We start from the raw sequence: 16,366 nt of genomic DNA on the forward strand, positions 1-16,366 counted from the left end.
AATAATGCCTCATGGGTGGCTTGGAGGTATGGTGAATTTCGCCATACTGTTGTGCAACACATTAGTTGAGTTGAGCATAAGAGATGAACTCGTTGAGGTGAGTTTGTGCGTGCCGCTCGGCTATAACCTTGATGCAATCATCGGATTGAATAAGGCGGTAAATGTCATCGCCTTTGAGCATGTGCCCTGGAATCCAACGGAGTTTAGGTTTTCAACCTTCGTCGGCTCTATCGAGCCCAATCTGGAGGATTGTGGGGGGATGACCTATCCAAAGGCGGTTAACGGCGCGATGGATATTGTTATTGCTGATGTTTGGATACTTTTGACGGGAATATTTGGGCATGGACCGATCATGCCTCTTAAGCCTTATTTGGTATATGCGCCTGATTTCATTCAGCGAGTTGTACCGGAGATATATAGTTCAAATCCGGTGGATTCGCATTGGCTGATGAACGGCTGGCAATCCATCACCATGCAAAATAGCCGCGGCGTGTTGGTAACGTCGGTGCAAACTGGGCGAGATGCCGTCAGCTATGCTGGCGTCCCCAGTTCCAAAGTCCACCTACTTCCAATGGCCAATGCGCCTTTATTCTCAGTAGATTCAGGCGATCTGGATCGGAGTCGAGCTAAGACTGAGAAGTTGAAACGCTTTTTCTCTGGAAAGATTTCAACATCATCCATTCCATATAAAGTGACTGAATCGGGAATGGATCAGTCGCCATCTTCGCCATTGCTTCAGCTCTTGGAATCGAAGCGGCCGTATTTCCTGTGGGTGACAAACACTACTCGGCACAAGAATCAGGAGAGAGCTGTGGAGGCGCTTGAGCGGTATTATGAAGAATTTGATGGGCGCTTAGCCTGTATCATGTGCGGTCCCACGACAGAACTTTATCTTCAGCCATGTGGGCTGCCATGGGTGGACAAAATCCATCATAAAATTAAGAAGAGTCCGGCCTTGATCGAAAACTTAATTTTGGCTGGTACTCTAAGTACCGAGCGCTACAAGAGTTTATTGTCGGATGCAGCTTTCCTCTGGCATAACGTTCTCTACGACAACGGTACATTTTCTGTAATTGAAGCTGCGCGCCTCGGAACCCGTTCGCTCGTATCCGTCTATCCCCAGATGATGGAAATTGTCGATCATTTCAGGATCAATGCAGAGACTTTCGATCCTTGGGATGTGGAAGGTGCCGCTATTGCATTGAAGGGTATGGAAAAGAAGCTAATAGAGCAGGGGGCGGCGGCGACGTGCAATTTTGATGATGATGATGCTGTTGTGTTCAAATCAAAATTATCCATGCTTTTAGAGCACTCCCTAACTGAGGTCGCTTGAGATGGATTGCAATTCAATGGCAGTTTTCACTCGGGAGCATAAAGCCATTCGTGTTGGAATGCTTATTTCTGGCGAGCATCGATCCCCATTCGGGGAGGGTATTTTCCAATACTTAACTCTCTTGGTTAAGGGGGCGTCGCCAGGTGCGTTGCAATTTAATCTAGTTCTTTCCCAAAATTCGGTTGAGGCATTCGAAGTTTGGCGCGACCACCTTCCTCCCGAGTTGCAAGCAGATGTGGTCGTTATTGGGGCACCGGATAGGGTGTCGCGTAATTTTCATTCGATCGAAATCGATCTGGAAGTTGGTGATTGGATACGTGCGTTCGAGAAGGGCGTTGATGTTTGGTTTACCCTGCAGCCCCATTATGCAATTTTAACTGCAGCGAATAAACCAGTCGCGACTATCTTTGCTGACTGGGTATTTTCGGAATATTTCACAATGTTCCCTCCTGAAATCAATATTGAGCCCCAATATGAAGCCACAAAAAAAATGGCTTCAGTTGTCTCGCGATTTATTTGCTTTTCGGAGCATGTAAAAAAAAATCACATCTGCAAAGTTTTCGGCATCAGCGAAGAGCGTGTTGTGGTGCTGCCGCATGCCCGATTTGATTATGCAGATGTGACGGGTTGCTCATTTACCTCCAAAAAAGCAGCGGCGGATCGTATCCGAGATTATCTAGCGGACGAGGCCTTGACTCCGATTGAGGATCGCCCGAATCGCGACATATGGCAAAGGCGGTTACTTGGTAATATATTGAAAGGGTTTCCGTTCGAGGAGGTGGATTATGCATTGGTTTCCACCCGCGCACGGCCGCATAAAAATACGGGGATCGTGTTGCGGGCGGCGCTTGAGATGCGTCGAACCTATGCCAACACCAAAATCATTGTAACGGCACCCATCTCGTGGACGGCTCCGCAGGATGCCTTTAGTAAGGAAATCACTGATAGTGGCCTGCAATGGGATGTGATCGCGCTGGCTCAACTACCTTCAGAGGTCCATGCCGCCGTATATCGCTGCGCTGCGGTCACGGTTCATCCTTCGCCCTTTGAGGGCGGTTTCCCGTTTACGGCGTTCGAATCCCTATCCATGGGGACGCCGATCCTAATCGCGGATGGAGCCGTAGCGCGTGAATTTCTACCGATAGAAGATCGCGAACATTTCCTGTTCAATCCGACGTCGCCTTCTCAGCTTGCGGCTAGGATCGGCGAAACAATTCGTGATCGGGATAAGGTTCTGTCGCGTCAACTTCAAGCGATTGAGAAGTTCCCGCGCAGCCTCAGGCAGAACACCAATGAGCTTATCGCCTTATTCGAGCAACTAATCATGGCCCCCCCGCTTGGCGTCGCCCGAGTAGATGCCGGTGAGATCAGCTTTAATTCGGAAGACCAATCCGATCTGACGGCTGAGGGGTGGTGGCCAAAGGAGGACTGGGGCCGTTGGTCAAGCTCTGGCCGTTCAACCCTCCGCTTCTGGAACGCGCCGGGGAGCGCCGCCCATGCCATCGAGCTCCATCTTAGCGTGCCGCCCTACGAGGGTGCGGAGTTTATGGGGTGGATTACAATCAACGATGATCCAGCTAGCCGAATCACGATCAGCGACAGTGGAAACAAGCATAGCTTGATGGTGACTATCAACGGCCTGCCGGAAGGGCTGGTCACGGTCGCGATCAATACGCGTAAGCTGAGCCGACCATCGGATATGGGTAGCGCCGACGGTCGCGCGATGGGGTTTGGCTTGGGGCAGGTCCGGTTCTTGACGGGTGGACCAGGGGGGGGGGCGCATTGAATGTTCCCAGTTTAGACCGGGATTGCATGGACCCCTTCCTGTCGCCGGCTTAAACCGTACCTTCGGTCCGGCTCTAATTGAGAGGGGCTTTAGCGTGAGGATCAGGTAGTTTTTGTGCGGGCTGATCGGGATCGACCCCGACCGGCATCCAATCAATGGCTTGCTTGCGGAGCGCACTATTAATTCATTCTCATTTGATGAATGATCGTGTAGTTTAAGCCGATAATTCGGCAATCGCGATTTTCAACTATATGGGCATTTGAAATTCTATTGAGGGAGTGTGCGGTTGTGAATTTGCTTGTTTCTACTCCTCGCTATCTTCTTAGATACAATACCGATTCGAGGCAAACCTATATTGTTGATGACGGTAGGGGGGAGTATTATGGCATATCCTGGTTTGACGGTGCGGATTCGATAACGTTAAGTCATTCAAATTTGGACAATGCATCTTTGCAGACGTTCGTGGACTATGCGGATTCTGAGGTGGGGGTTCTTTCGTGCGGACATAGTTTATCGCAGCCTTTTCTCTCGCAACCTCATCAAATATTGTGCCTGAACGAAGTTGTTCTTGCAACTAATACCGGCCGAAATTGTCTGAGCGTTGTGAATTCAAAAGATTGGTCGGTTCGGCAGTACCGATATTCCAGAGCTATCTGGGATCGTTGCGGAAGCGGCATCGACGTCGGCAACCATATTAATTCCGTCACTGAAGACGATGAATTTATTTATCTATTAGCCAACAATTTCGGCAAGGGATCTTTTGCCTTAAAGGTGTCGAAAGGCGATTACAAACTTGTTGGTACGACGCATTTCGAGTGCACGGGATTGCATAACATCTGGCTTAGGGACAAGTCGACTACGATATCTTGCCACAGCGGTCGTCAGGCGATCGTCGACCTGGAAAGTGGCGTTCCGCTGTGGGTCTGCGACGATGAGTTGGCCTATACGCGAGGCCTTGCCGCCACGCCTGACAGCCTCTTTGTCGGAGTTTCGGAATTCAAAGAGCGCGCTGGCCGAAGCAACGGGATGACCGGTCTCTGGATTCTGGACTCGGGAAGCTTTAAGGAAAAGGATTATCATAGCATTGGTCCCTTTGGAGGGGTAAACGAGCTGCGGTTGCTTGAGGTCGCTGACCTTTGCCATGGCCGGACAGCTATGCCGTTAACTTCTCAACTTCTTGGTCAGCCCGTGCAGTCCTATTGGGCTTCCGAGAAAATCACCGAGTTGAAAAACAAACGCATTATAGCAACGAAATGGGAAATGGTTTCGGAAAATTTGATCAGTTTGACGCACGATTCTTTCCGATGTTCCGAAGCGGGTCTGGGCATGGCGCTAGCTCGCAATATCTCCGCTCAAGACGTAAAGATAAGCGCAACTCTGGATGTTTCTAAAAACATTGATGGACTGTCTTGTATTATTGCAAGATATAAAGGGCCCGAAGATCGGAATATGATCGCGGTCACTCTGGCTCGTGAGGCGGATTATGTCAGCCGTTTAGCATTCTGGACCAATATAGACGGAAACTGGTCAGAGAAATGTGGATGCGAATTCTACGGCAGAGTGGCCGACGTGGAGCTGATTGTGATCGGCAATTGTGGGAAAGTTTATTCCGATAAAAAACTGCTTTTGGAGGCGAACGGTTTCTGCGAGGATTCGGGAGATGGACGGGTCGGCGTGAGAATTTCCAAGGCTGAGGTGTCGAATTTTCAGGTTCAAACCCTTTAAATTCAGCAGTCAAGGTAGGTTGCAGCGAGCAAGGCCGCCATTTTGTAACAGTGCGTCAAATCGCTGATCGTGACCACGGGTATGGCGCTTTTGACCCTCGGCGGTCTGAGCCGGCTCGCCGATGGGATGACGACGGTCGCCTTCAACACCATCTGCTTCGGCGAGGCTTTAGCCCACCCACCCCTCGGAAGCTTAGCGCCTGGGTTCGGCGAAGCCGATTTCAATGGTCAGAGACGATGAGGCCTCAAGCCCCGCAATTCGCCTGGATCGCGTGGAATGCGCGGCTGGGAAGCCGTAAATGGGCGCAACAACTCGAGCACGTTCGGCCGTATGCCGATGGTTGGCCCTCAAGAGATTGTGTTTCGAAACCCGCGTGGCGGCCCGGAGAGGACTCGAACCTCCGACCTCCGGTTTAGGAAACCGCTGCTCTATCCTGCTGAGCTACCGGGCCGCGCGCCGTGCCGCCTTAGCGCCTTTCGCGGCGCGGCGGAAGATTGTCCTCAGTGCTGGTTCTCGGGCATCCGCACGATCAGGCCATCCAGGGCGTCAGTGACCTTGATCTGGCAGGACAGGCGGGAGTTCGGCTCAACCGCCTCGGCGAAGTCCAGCATCGACTCCTCCATGGCCGAGGGCTTGCCGACCTTGTCGGCCCAGGCGGCGTCCACATAGACGTGGCAGGTGGCGCAGGCGCAGGCGCCGCCGCAATCCGCGTCGATGCCGGGCACGTTGTTCTTCACCGCGCCTTCCATCACCGTCAGGCCGGGCTTCACCTCGATCGCGTGTTCGGCGCCGGCGAATTCGATGTAGGTGATCTTGGCCATGACAATCCGGGGATAGGTGGTGGTCGACGAAGGGGCGGCTTAGACCGCCACCTCCTTCATGGAAATCGTCGAATCGACAAGCCGGTCCAATGCGACCGGTTTGCGTGAGGCGATCAGCTGGCGGCCGGCCATGAATTCGGGCGGGGCGTTGATCGCCTCCACCGCCAGCACGCGGGCGGACGCATCCAGGTGGAAGATGGCGAAGCGCGCCGTGGGCGGGTGGCCGCGCACCACCACCTGGGTCGCGCCCAGCGGCAGGCCCGCGATCTGGAGCTTGAGGTCGAACTGGTCGGACCAGAACCAGGGCACTTCCGGGCTGGGCGGCTTGGTCCCGCACAGATCGGCTGTGGCCTGCTTGGCCTGTTCCAGGGCGTTGGGCACGCTTTCCAGTCGCCACATCTGCTCGTAGTGCGGCAGCGGACGTCGGGTGCAGTCGCCGATGGCGTAGATGGCGGGGTCGGAGGTGCGCGCGCACAGGTCGACCACGATCCCATTGTCGCAGGTCAGGCCCGCGGCCTCGGCCAGCTCCTGGTTGGGAACCGCGCCGACCCCGACCAGAGCGGCGTCGCAGTCGATCAGGCTTCCATCGGAAAGGCGCACGGCGGAGACGCGGCCTTCTTCGCCCTCCAGGGCGGCGACGCCCGAACCGAGGCGGAATTCGACGCCCCGCGCCTGATGATAATCGAGGATGAAGTCCGACAGGATTTCGTGGGCCACGCGCGCCAGCAGCCGCGGCTGCAGTTCGATCACCGTGGCGCTGCAGCCGAGCGCAGTGGCCGAAGCGGCGGCCTCCAGCCCGATATAGCCGCCGCCGATCACCGCCAGCCGCTTGCCGGGCCGGAGGACCGCCTTGAGCTTGTCCGCGTCGGCGGCGGTGCGCAGTTCGAGCACGTTGGCCAGCTCCAGCCCCGGCAGGGCCACGCGACGGGCGCGCGACCCGAGCGCCAGGATCAGTCGATCAAAAGGCAGTCGGCCGCCGCTCTCCAGCACCACCGTACCGCCGTCCTCGCCCCGCTCGATCGCCACGGCGCGTTCAGACAGGCGCATGTCGATGTCGGCCTCGGCGTAGAAGGTGTCGGGGCGTAGAGCCAAAGACGCGGCGTCGGCCTCGCCCTTCAGCCATGCCTTGGACAGGGGCGGTCGCTGGTACGGCGCGATCGGTTCCTCGCCCACCAGCGTGATCGGGCCGGTCCAGCCATGCTGGCGCAGGAGTGCGGCTGCGGTCCCGCCTGCGTGTCCCGCGCCGACTATGACGATACGCCCAGCCGTAGGCTCCAATCCCCGTCTCCCAAAGGTGCAGCCATAGGCGCGGCGGATGCGACAGCTCCTTAAGGAGGCCGCGCTTGCGGCGGTGGATAGCGCATGGGAAACCGGCCGTCCATGCAGCAGCCCCGCCCCGATCCGCGCGCCTGGACGCGCTTCGATACGCCCGAGGCGCTGGAAGCGCTGGGCGCCAGGATCGCGGGCGAATTGCGCGCCGGCGAGGCGCTCTGCCTGTACGGGGCGCTGGGGGCGGGCAAGACGACGTTGGCGCGCGGCTTGGTGCGCGCGCTGCTGGGCGCCCCCGACGCGGAGGTGCCGAGCCCGACCTTCACCCTGGTGCAGACCTACGAGGCGGAGGGTCTAACGTTGTCCCACTTCGACCTCTATCGTCTCAAGCGGCCGGAAGAGGCGTTCGAGCTGGGCCTGGACGAGGCCCTGGACGTGGGCGCGGCGGTGATCGAATGGAGCGAGCGGCTGGAAGGCGCCTTGCCACCCAACCGGCTGGACCTGCGGCTCACCGCCGAGCCGCCGCCGGGAGCCGAGCACGCCGGGGATGGGCACGCCGGGGACGGGCGCTGGGGGCAGGCGCGGGGGATGGGTCACTGGACGGCTGAGCGGACCGAGGCGGTTATGGCCGGAGCGATCACGGAATGAATGGACAGGACGTTGAGCGCGGGTCGAGGATCGCCGGCTTTCTCTGGGCTGCGGGCTTGGGGGAGGCTCAGCTGCAGTGGTTGCCGGGCGACGCCTCCACCCGACGTTATGCGCGGCTCCAGGCGCCGTCGGGACGCGCCCTGATCCTTATGGATGCGCCACCCACGGCGGAAGGCGCGCCGTCCGGGCCGCAAGCCGATGACGAGACGCGCCGGCGTGCGGGATACAACGCCATGTCCCGGCTGGCGGCCTGCCGGGTGGACGCGTTCGTGGGCGCCGCCACCTATCTGCACGGCCTCGGCCTATCGGCCCCCGATGTGGTGGCGTTCGACGTCGAGGCAGGACTGGCGGTGATCGAAGATCTGGGCGACGCCCTGTTCGCCCGCCTGATCGAGGCCGGAGCCGACCCAGAGCCGCTCTACGCTGCGGCGGTGGACGTGCTGAGCCGTCTCCACGCCGAGCCGGCGCCGAGCGAGCTGTCCGTCGCGAACGGCGAGGGGTGGCCGCTGCTGTCCTACGACGCCCTGGCGCTGAAGACCGGGGCTGACCTGTTCCTGGAGTGGTGGCCTCAATATTCGGGCCTGGGGTCCTTTTCCGCCGACGCCGTCGCCGAATGGGAAAACTTGTGGGCGCCGATCCTGGCGCGGGGCGAGGCGGGCGCGTCCGTGTTCGCGCATCGCGACTTCCATGCGGAGAACCTGGTGTGGCTGGAAGGACGCGAGGGGCTCGCCCGCGTCGGCCTGCTCGACTTCCAGGACGCCGTGCGCGCCCATCCCGCCTGGGACCTGCTGTCATTGCTCCAGGACGCCCGTCGCGAGGTCGAACCCGAGTTGGAGCGAGCCATGCTGGCCCGCTACCTCCAAGGCCATACCGCCGAGGCGCGCGAGGTGTTCCTGTCGGACTATGCGGGCCTGGCGGCGCTGAACAATGCGCGCATCACCGGCCTGTTCGCACGCCTGTCCAAGCGGGACGGCAAGCCGCGCTATCGCGCCTTCCTGCCCAGGATGTGGCGGCTGCTGGCGCGCAACCTGGAGCATCCGGACATGGCCGGGCTGCGCGCCTGGTTCGACCGCCACGTGCCGGTCGAGGCGCGGGCGTGAGCGCCGTTCCGACCACGGCGATGGTGCTGGCGGCGGGCCTCGGCACGCGGATGCGCCCGCTGACCGACGATCGGCCAAAGGCGCTGGTGGAGGTCGGCGGCCGGGTGCTGATCGACCACATGCTGGACCGGCTGGTCGGGGCCGGTGTCTCGCGGGCGGTGGTGAACGTCCACGCCTTCGCCGACCGGCTGGAGGCGCATCTCGCCAAGCGTAGGTCCGCGCCGGCCATCGTGATCTCCGATGAACGGGCGCAACTTCTGGAGACCGGCGGGGGCTTGAAAAAGGCCCGCGCCCTGCTCGGCGAGGCGGCCGTCTTCACCGCCAACATCGATGCGGTGTGGATCGAGAACGGGGAGCCGGCGCTGACGGCGCTTACCCGCGCCTTCGCGCCCGAGGAGATGGACGCCTGCCTGCTGATGACCCCCACAGATGAGGCGCTGGGCTTCGACGGGCCGGGCGACTTCTTCATGGCGCAGGACGGGCGGTTGAGTTTCCGCGGCGACGCTCCCAGCGCGCCCTACGCCTTCGCCGGAGTGCAGATCTTCAAGCCGGTCCTGGTGGATGGCGAGACCGAGGCGGTGTTCTCCACCTCGCGCATCTGGCGGCGACTGGCCGAGGCGGGGCGGCTGTATGGCGTCGTGCTCGATGGCGAGTGGATGCATGTGGGCGATCCGGCCGCGCGCGAGGCCGCCGAAGCCCGGTTGGCGGGTTCGGGCGCGTGAGCACGCCCCGCGAGACCCTGTTCGGCGGTTCCGGCCCGCGCTGGTTCACCATCGCCGCCCACCGGCCGTTCCTGGACGACCTCGCCCATGCGCTTGACGGCGTCTTTTCGGGCGCCGGACCTGAGGCGTTGGCGGAAGCGGTGGTGTTCACCCCCACACGTCGCGCGGCGCGGGCGCTGGCGGAGGCGTTCGTGCGCACCGCGTCGGAGCGGGCGGTGCTGCTGCCCCAGATCCGGGCGCTGGGGGATCTCGACGAGGGCGAGCCGCCGTTCGAGCCGGGCGAGCTGGCGCTGGACCTGCCGCCCGCCATCACCCCGCTGCGCCGCCGGTTCGAGTTGGCGCGGCTGGTAGTGGCCAACGCCCACCTGTTCGAACGCCGGCTGGACGCCGCCGGCGCGCTGGAACTGGCCGATGCGCTGGCGAGCTTTCTCGACTCCGTGCAGATCGAAGAGGTGGTCGATCCCGCCCGCGTCGAGTCGCTGGTGGAAGGCGACCTGGCGCGGCACTGGCGCCGCTCGGCCGACTTCCTGGCCATCGCCACCAAGGCCTGGCCCGCGCGGCTGGAGGAGCTGGGCCTGCTGGACGTCAACGCGCGTCGGATCGCCTTGCTGCGCGCCCTGGCCGGACAGTGGCGGGCCCGTCCGCCGGAACGTCCGCTGGTGGTGGCCGGGATCACCAACGCCGCACCGGCCATGGCCGAGCTGTTGCAAGCGGCGGCCGAGGCGCCGCGGGGGTGCGTGGTCTTGCCGGGCCTGGACCTGGACCTGGCCGAGACCGCCTGGGAACAGGTGTCCGACGCCCATCCCCAGGGCGGGCTGAAGCGCCTGCTGGACCAGGCGGGCGTCGCGCGCGGAGCGGTCAGGCCCTGGCCGGCGCCGGAAGCCCTGGCCGATCAGGCGCGCGCCCGCTCGCGTCGCCGGGTGGTGAACGAGGCGCTGCGCCCCGCCGACGCCACCGCCGACTGGCTGAAGACCATCGCCGAGCTGCGCCGCCAGGGCGAGCGCGACGGCGTCGATCCGATCGCCGAGGGCCTGAAGGGCTTGAGCCTGGTCGTCACCCGCGCCGAGGAAGAGACCGCCGAGGCCGCCGCCCTGATGCTGCGCGAGACCCTGGAGACGCCCGGCCGCACCGCCGCCATGATCACCCCGGACCCGGCGCTCGCCCGCCGCGTCTCGGCGCACTTGGCGCGTTGGGATGTATCGGTCGATTCCTCCGCCGGCGCGCCTTTGGCGGAGCTGGGCGCTGGCGTGTTGATCGGGCTGGTCGTGCGCGCCGTGGCCGAACCGCTGGAGCCCGCCAGCCTGCTGGCGATCGTCAAGCATTCCCGGGTGCGTCTCGGCCTGGATACTGAGACCTTGGAGCGCGCCCGGCGGCGCTTGGAGCGGCGCGGCCTGCGCGGCGCCCGGCCACGAAGCTGGGACGAGCTCGCCGCCCGTCTCAAGCCCCGGCCAAACGAGGACGCTGTCGCCGTCGTGGGCTCCGTCGAGGCGGCGCAAGCCTTGTTGCAGGCGTTTCGCGAGGCGCTCGACCTCGCCGCCGCGCCTTTCCGCGAAGGCTTCGCGTCTCCGGCCATCGCCGCACGGGCGCTTGCGGAGGCGTTGGAGCGGCTGGCCGCCGACGCCGAGGGACGTCCGGGCGGCCTCTGGGGCGCTGCCGATGGCGAGGCCGCCGCCGAGCTGCTGGCCGGGCTGATGCAGGAGGGCGACGCCCTGCCGGAGTGCTCACCCGCCGCCTTCGCCCAGGTGGTGCGCTCGCTGTTGGCCTCCGCGGCGGTGCGCAGCGGCGGGGCGAGCCACCCGCGCCTGCGCATCCTCGGCCTGATCGAGGCGCGGCTGATCGGCGCCGACCGGCTGGTGCTGGCCGGACTGGAGGAGGGGGTGTGGCCCCGTCCGGCCGAGACCGATCCCCTGCTGTCGCGGCCGATGCGGGCCCAGCTCGGCTTGCCGTCGCCGGAGCGGCGGATCGGATCGGCGGCGCACGACTTCGCCCAGAGCGCCTGCGCGCCCGAGGTGATCCTACTGACCAGCGAACGGCGGGGCGGTCAGCCGGCGGTGATGTCGCGCTGGCTGTGGCGGCTGCGCACCCTGGCGCGGGGCGCGAGGCTGGACCTGCCGCGTCGCGACGAGACGGTGGTCTGGGCGCGCGCGCTCTCGGCGCCCCCGGCCGAACCGCCGCCAAGCCTGAAGCCGGCCCTGCGCCCCGCCGCTAGGCCGCCCGTCGCCGCGCGCCCGACCCAGTTCTCCGTCACCGACGTGGAGAAGCTGGTCCGCGACCCCTACGCCGTCTACGCCCGCAAGGTGCTGGGCCTGCGCCAGCTCGAACGACCCGACGAACGGATCGAGGCGCGGGCGCGCGGCACCGCCATCCACGCGGCCTTCGAGCGCTTCGGGGCCGGCTGGCCGCCGCCGAACGCCGAGGACGCCGGCGCTGTCTTTGCCGACTTCTACATGCAGGCCCTGCGCGACCAGGGCGCGCCCGACAGCCTGCTCGCGCGTGAGGCTGTCCTGTCCGTCCGCGCCGGCGAGTGGGTGGCGGAGATGGAGCGGGAGCGCCGCGGCGCCTGCCGCGAGGTGCTGGTCGAGCGCCAGGGCGTCATCGAATTGGGCGACACCACCCTGACCTGCCGGGCGGATCGCATCGAGGTGACGACGTCCGGCGCCCATGTGCTGGACTTCAAGACCGGGCGCATCCCGACCGACAAGGAGGTGCGCACCGACTTTGCGCCCCAGCTGACCCTCACCGCGGCGATCCTGATGAACGGCGGGTTCGAGGGCCTTGGCCAAATGGCGCCGGGTGATCTGGTCTATCTCCAGGTCAATGGCCGCCGTCCGCCGGGTCGGGTCGAGGTGCGGGTAGGGGCTGTCGACAGCGAGATCGCGGCGGTTTCGGCGCTGGCGGGGTTCGAGGCGTTGCTGGAGCGCTATCGCGATCCGAATACGCCCTACGTCTCCCGCATCGCGCCGTGCTTCGTGGCCGAGCAGGTCAGTGACTACGACCACCTCGCCCGCGTGCGCGAATGGTCGGCCGCATCCGACGAGGAGGAGGGGGAATGAGCGTCTTGCATCTCGATCCCCAGGTCCGCGCCGCCGATCCCGATGCGTCGGCCTTCGTCACCGCCAACGCCGGGTCGGGCAAGACCAAGACCCTGGTGGACCGGGTGGCGCGGCTGCTGCTGCGTGGTGCGCGGGCCGAAGCGATCCTGTGCGTCACCTATACCAAGGCCGCCGCCGCCGAGATGCAGCGTCGCCTGTTCGACCAGCTTGGCGGCTGGTCGATGCTGGACGACGTGGCGTTGGGGGCCAGGCTCGCGGCGATCGGCGAGAACCCCCGCGACCTGTCGCGCGCCCGCACCCTGTTCGCCCGCGCCCTGGAAGCGCCGGGCGGGCTGAAGATCGAGACCCTGCACGCCTTTTGCGAGAAGCTGCTGCGGCGCTTTCCGCTGGAGGCGGGCGTCTCGCCGGGCTTCGAGGTGCTGGACGACGCGGCCGCCGCCGACATCGCCGCCCGCGCGAGAGACCGGGTCGCCCGCGCCGCCATGGCCGGGACGCCGGGCCTGGCGCAAGCCTATGCCGAGATGGCGGTGGCGCTGGACTTCGCCAGCTTCGAGCAGATGTTCCTGGATTTCCAGGTCCGGCGCGAGGCCATCGGCGAGCACCTGCGCGGGATCGGCGGCGTCGCGGCCCTGCCGCGGGTCGCGGCCCACGCCGCTGGGCTGGACGCGCCCGTCCCTGCCGCTGCGCTGGAGGCGGCTGCGATGAGCCCGCCCGCGTTCGATCCCGAGCTGTGGCGCGCGGGCGCCGTCGTCCTGACCGATGGTGGCGGCAAACAGGACGGCGAGCGGGCGCTGAAGATGGCGGCTGTGGCGGAAGGCTTGGCCCCGTTCGAGGACGCCGTCTCGATCTTCTGCACCGCCAAGGGCGAACCGGCCAAATGGCTGGAGACCTCGGCCGTGCTGAAGCGCGAGCCCTTGCTTCATATGCGCCTGCTGGCCGAGCGCGACCGCTTGCTGGCGATCGCCGCCATGGCCAAGGCCGCGCGGGTGGCCGAAGGCACGGTCCACGCCCTGACGCTTGCGGCCCACTACATCGCCGCCTTCGACGCGCTGAAGACCGAGCGCGGGGTGCTGGACTTCGCCGACCTGATCTCGCGGGCGCGGGCCTTGCTCAACGACCGCGAGGACGCCGCCTGGGTGCTCTACAAGCTCGACGGCGGCATCGACCACGTGCTGGTGGACGAGGCCCAGGACACTGCGCCGGAGCAGTGGGAGATCCTCTCAGCCCTGACCGCCGAATTCTTCGCCGGCTCCGGCGTGCGTGGCGAGGGCGCGGTGCGCACCGTGTTCGTGGTCGGCGACGAGAAGCAGTCGATCTACTCGTTCCAGGGCGCGATCCCGGAGCGGCTGGCGGAGGAGGCGGTGCGCTACGCCGACGCCGCGTCAGGGGTGGAGCATCCCTTCGCCCAAGTACCGCTGCAGGTGTCCTATCGCTCCACGCCCGAGGTGTTGGCCTTCGTCGACGCGGTGTTCGAGCCGCCAACCCTGCGCGCGGCGCTGCAGCCTCGGCCCGAAGGGCTGGACGGGGCGGACGAGTTGATCCGCCACATCGCCCATCGCTCCGCCGACGCCGGGACCATCGACCTGTGGCCGCTGGAGCGTGAGGAGCCGAGCGAGGAGCGTCGGGCCTGGGACGAGCCGCTGGACGTGGGTGCGCGTCGCGGCGCTCACCGCCGGTTGGCCGAACGGATCGCCGACGAGATCAAGGCCATCGTCGCGCGCGGCGACCGGGTCGGGAGCGGCGACAAGGCGCGCCCAGCGGTATGGGGCGACGTGCTGATCCTGGTGCGCAAGCGCAAGGCCCTGTTCCAGGAGCTGCTGCGCGCGCTGAAGCACAAGGGGGTTCCCGTGGCGGGCGCCGACCGGCTGGTGCTGTCGGAACATCCGGTGTTCGAGGACCTGCTGGCGCTCACCCGCTTCGTGCTGTTCCCGTTCGACGATCTGACCCTGGCGGCGGTGTTGCGCAGCCCCCTGTGCGGCCTGGATGAGGACAGCCTGTTCGCCCTCGCCCACGGCCGCAGCGGCGCGCTGTGGTTCGAGCTGCAGCACCGGGCCGGCGAGCGGGTGGAATGGGGGACGGCCCACGACCTGCTGGCCTGGGCGATGGAAACGGCGGCGCGCGTCTCGCCCTTCGCCTTCTACGGGCGGCTGCTGAGCCGGCTCGACGCGAACGGCATGTCCATGCGCCAGCGCTTCGCCACCCGGCTGGGGCCGGAAGCGGGCGACGCCCTGGACGAGATCCTGGCTCAGGCCCTGGCGGCGGAGCAGCACGGCGTGCGCGACCTGGAGCGCTTCGCCGACGCGGTGGGCCGGCTGCACTTGACCGTGAAGCGCGAGATGGACGCCCCGGCCGAGGGCGGCGCGATGGGCGAGGTGCGCATCCTCACCGCCCACAGCTCCAAGGGGCTGGAGGCGCCGATCGTCTTCCTGCCCGAGACGGTGGGCGCGGGTGAGCCGCGCGGCTCACCCCTGCTGGAGACTGGTGACGGCGGTTTCCTGTGGTGCGCATCCAAGGGCGCCGACTGCGAGGCGTCAGGCCAGGTGCGCGCCCTGCGCGAGGCGCGGGCGGCGCGCGAGGACATGCGGCTGCTGTACGTCGCCCTGACCCGCGCGCGCGACCGGCTGGTGATTGCGGGGCGGATCAACGCGCTGGCCAAGCTCGAGACGGTGAAGGGCTGGTGGGCGCCGATGCGCGACGCCTTCGACCATCCGGACCTGACGGGGCGGGTGCGGGACCTGTCGCGCGAGGACGGCGAGATCATACGCCGGTTCGGGCCGGACCCGGTCCCGGCGCCGGCGCGGCCTTCGACGCTGATCGAACATCAGGCGCCGCCGATGTGGCTCTGGCGGTTCGCGCCCGGCGAGCGGGAAACCGGCGGCCCGGCCGCGCCGTCCGGGGCGGAGCAAAGCTATCACGGCCCGGCGCCCTCCCCGCTGTCCACCCGCTTCGGCCTGGGGCGGTTCCGGCGGGGCGAGCTGATCCACCGCCTGCTGCAGGTGTTGCCCGACCTGCCGCCGCATCTGTGGGAGAACGGCGCGGCGCGGCTGCTGGAGAAGGAGCCTGGGCTTGACGCCGAGCAACGGGCCGAGATGGCCGAGGCGGCGCTGAGGGTGCTGAACGACGCCCGCTTCGCCGAGGTGTTCGGGCCGGGCTCGCGGGCGGAGGCGGCGGTGGCCGGCACGGCGTCGTCCTTGCCGGCGGGGATGACCATCTCCGGCCGGGTGGACCGGATGACGGTGTCGGCGGACCGGGTGCTGGTGGTCGACTTCAAGACCAACCGCCCCTCGCCCGACGTCATCGAAGACGCCGACCCGGCCTATCTGACCCAGATGGCCATCTATGTCGCGGTGCTGGGCGCGGTGTTCCCGGAGCGGCGGGTGGAGGCGGCGCTGGTCTGGACGGATGGGCCCAAGCTCATGCCGGTGCCGGACGAACTGATGACCGCCGCCCTGGCCAGGCTGCACGCGCAGGCGTGATCGCGACGCCCCTTGATTGGCGGCCCCGGCGGGTTACATGGCTCCCCTAAGGTGGACGGACATCGATTCCGTCCCGAAGGAGCACTCAGATGGCCACGGTCAAGGTCACCGACGACAGTTTCGAACAGGATGTCCTGAAGGCGGGCGGTCCCGTCCTGGTGGACTTCTGGGCGGAGTGGTGCGGGCCCTGCAAGCAGATCGCGCCGGCGCTCGACCAGATTTCCGAGGAGTTCGGCGGCAATGTCACCATCGCCAAGGTGAACATCGACGAGAGCCCCGGCACGCCCTCGCGCTACGGCGTGCGCGGCATCCCGACCCTGATGCTGTTCAAGGACGGGCAGATGACCTCGATGAAGGTCGGGGCCATGCCCAAGTCCAAGATCCTGGAATGGCTGGGCGAGGCGGGCGTCTCCCGCGAAGCCTAGCCGGCTAA

Annotated in this window: 11 protein-coding genes and 1 tRNA gene; 9 read left to right on the plus strand and 3 right to left on the minus strand. The window is 65.2% G+C overall.

The window, feature by feature from the left end:
- Positions 1-31 precede the first annotated feature (31 nt).
- The 3 genes from GSQ87_RS17735 to GSQ87_RS17745 all read left to right on the plus strand — a co-directional run bounded on the left by GSQ87_RS17735 (position 32) and on the right by GSQ87_RS17745 (position 4,844).
- On the plus strand, positions 32-1,333 hold the full coding sequence (locus GSQ87_RS17735) for a glycosyltransferase (protein WP_158916707.1): 1,302 nt from the start codon (positions 32-34) through the stop codon (positions 1,331-1,333).
- A gap of 16 nt (positions 1,334-1,349) precedes the next feature.
- Positions 1,350-3,119, plus strand: coding sequence for a glycosyltransferase (locus tag GSQ87_RS17740; RefSeq protein WP_158916709.1), 1,770 nt, complete (start codon positions 1,350-1,352; stop codon positions 3,117-3,119).
- A 288-nt stretch (positions 3,120-3,407) separates the two neighbouring features.
- Positions 3,408-4,844, plus strand: coding sequence for a hypothetical protein (locus tag GSQ87_RS17745; protein ID WP_158916711.1), 1,437 nt, complete (start codon positions 3,408-3,410; stop codon positions 4,842-4,844).
- Positions 4,845-5,218: 374 nt separating this feature from the next.
- Here the strand turns inward: GSQ87_RS17745 and GSQ87_RS17750 are convergent.
- The 3 genes from GSQ87_RS17750 to GSQ87_RS17760 all read right to left on the minus strand — a co-directional run bounded on the left by GSQ87_RS17750 (position 5,219) and on the right by GSQ87_RS17760 (position 6,943).
- Positions 5,219-5,295: transfer RNA gene (locus GSQ87_RS17750), tRNA-Arg, on the minus strand.
- Positions 5,296-5,344: 49 nt separating this feature from the next.
- Complete coding sequence (locus GSQ87_RS17755; protein WP_158916713.1) at positions 5,345-5,665, minus strand: 2Fe-2S iron-sulfur cluster-binding protein; 321 nt, start codon at positions 5,663-5,665, stop codon at positions 5,345-5,347.
- Between the two features lie 39 nt (positions 5,666-5,704).
- Positions 5,705-6,943, minus strand: coding sequence for an NAD(P)/FAD-dependent oxidoreductase (locus GSQ87_RS17760; protein WP_158916715.1), 1,239 nt, complete (start codon positions 6,941-6,943; stop codon positions 5,705-5,707).
- Between the two features lie 102 nt (positions 6,944-7,045).
- On the opposite strand from GSQ87_RS17760, the gene tsaE reads away from it, so the two are divergent.
- From tsaE to trxA, 6 genes are all read left to right on the plus strand, one after another.
- Entirely contained in the window at positions 7,046-7,582 is a 537-nt protein-coding gene (tsaE, locus tag GSQ87_RS17765) for a tRNA (adenosine(37)-N6)-threonylcarbamoyltransferase complex ATPase subunit type 1 TsaE (RefSeq protein WP_158916723.1), read from the plus strand.
- The gene (amgK, locus tag GSQ87_RS17770; protein ID WP_158916725.1) at positions 7,579-8,682 is read left to right on the plus strand and encodes an N-acetylmuramate/N-acetylglucosamine kinase AmgK; all 1,104 of its coding nucleotides are present in this window, start codon (positions 7,579-7,581) and stop codon (positions 8,680-8,682) included. Before tsaE ends, amgK begins: the two co-directional genes overlap by 4 nt.
- Positions 8,683-8,702: 20 nt before the next feature.
- Positions 8,703-9,404 (plus strand): N-acetylmuramate alpha-1-phosphate uridylyltransferase MurU, encoded by a 702-nt coding sequence (gene murU, locus GSQ87_RS17775; protein ID WP_158917861.1) that lies wholly within the window; start codon positions 8,703-8,705, stop codon positions 9,402-9,404.
- Entirely contained in the window at positions 9,401-12,457 is a 3,057-nt protein-coding gene (gene addB, locus GSQ87_RS17780) for a double-strand break repair protein AddB (protein ID WP_254063071.1), read from the plus strand. Before murU ends, addB begins: the two co-directional genes overlap by 4 nt.
- Positions 12,454-15,933, plus strand: a complete 3,480-nt coding sequence (addA, locus tag GSQ87_RS17785) for a double-strand break repair helicase AddA (protein WP_158916727.1) — start codon at positions 12,454-12,456, stop codon at positions 15,931-15,933. The genes addB and addA overlap by 4 nt, the downstream gene beginning before the upstream one ends.
- 89 nt (positions 15,934-16,022) lie before the next feature.
- Positions 16,023-16,358: a thioredoxin TrxA gene (trxA, locus tag GSQ87_RS17790; RefSeq protein ID WP_158916729.1), complete on the plus strand. Its 336-nt coding sequence runs from the start codon at positions 16,023-16,025 to the stop codon at positions 16,356-16,358.
- Positions 16,359-16,366 lie beyond the last annotated feature (8 nt).

The organism is Caulobacter sp. S45 (genome assembly GCF_009765965.1).
Lineage (GTDB): Bacteria > Pseudomonadota > Alphaproteobacteria > Caulobacterales > Caulobacteraceae > CAHJWH01.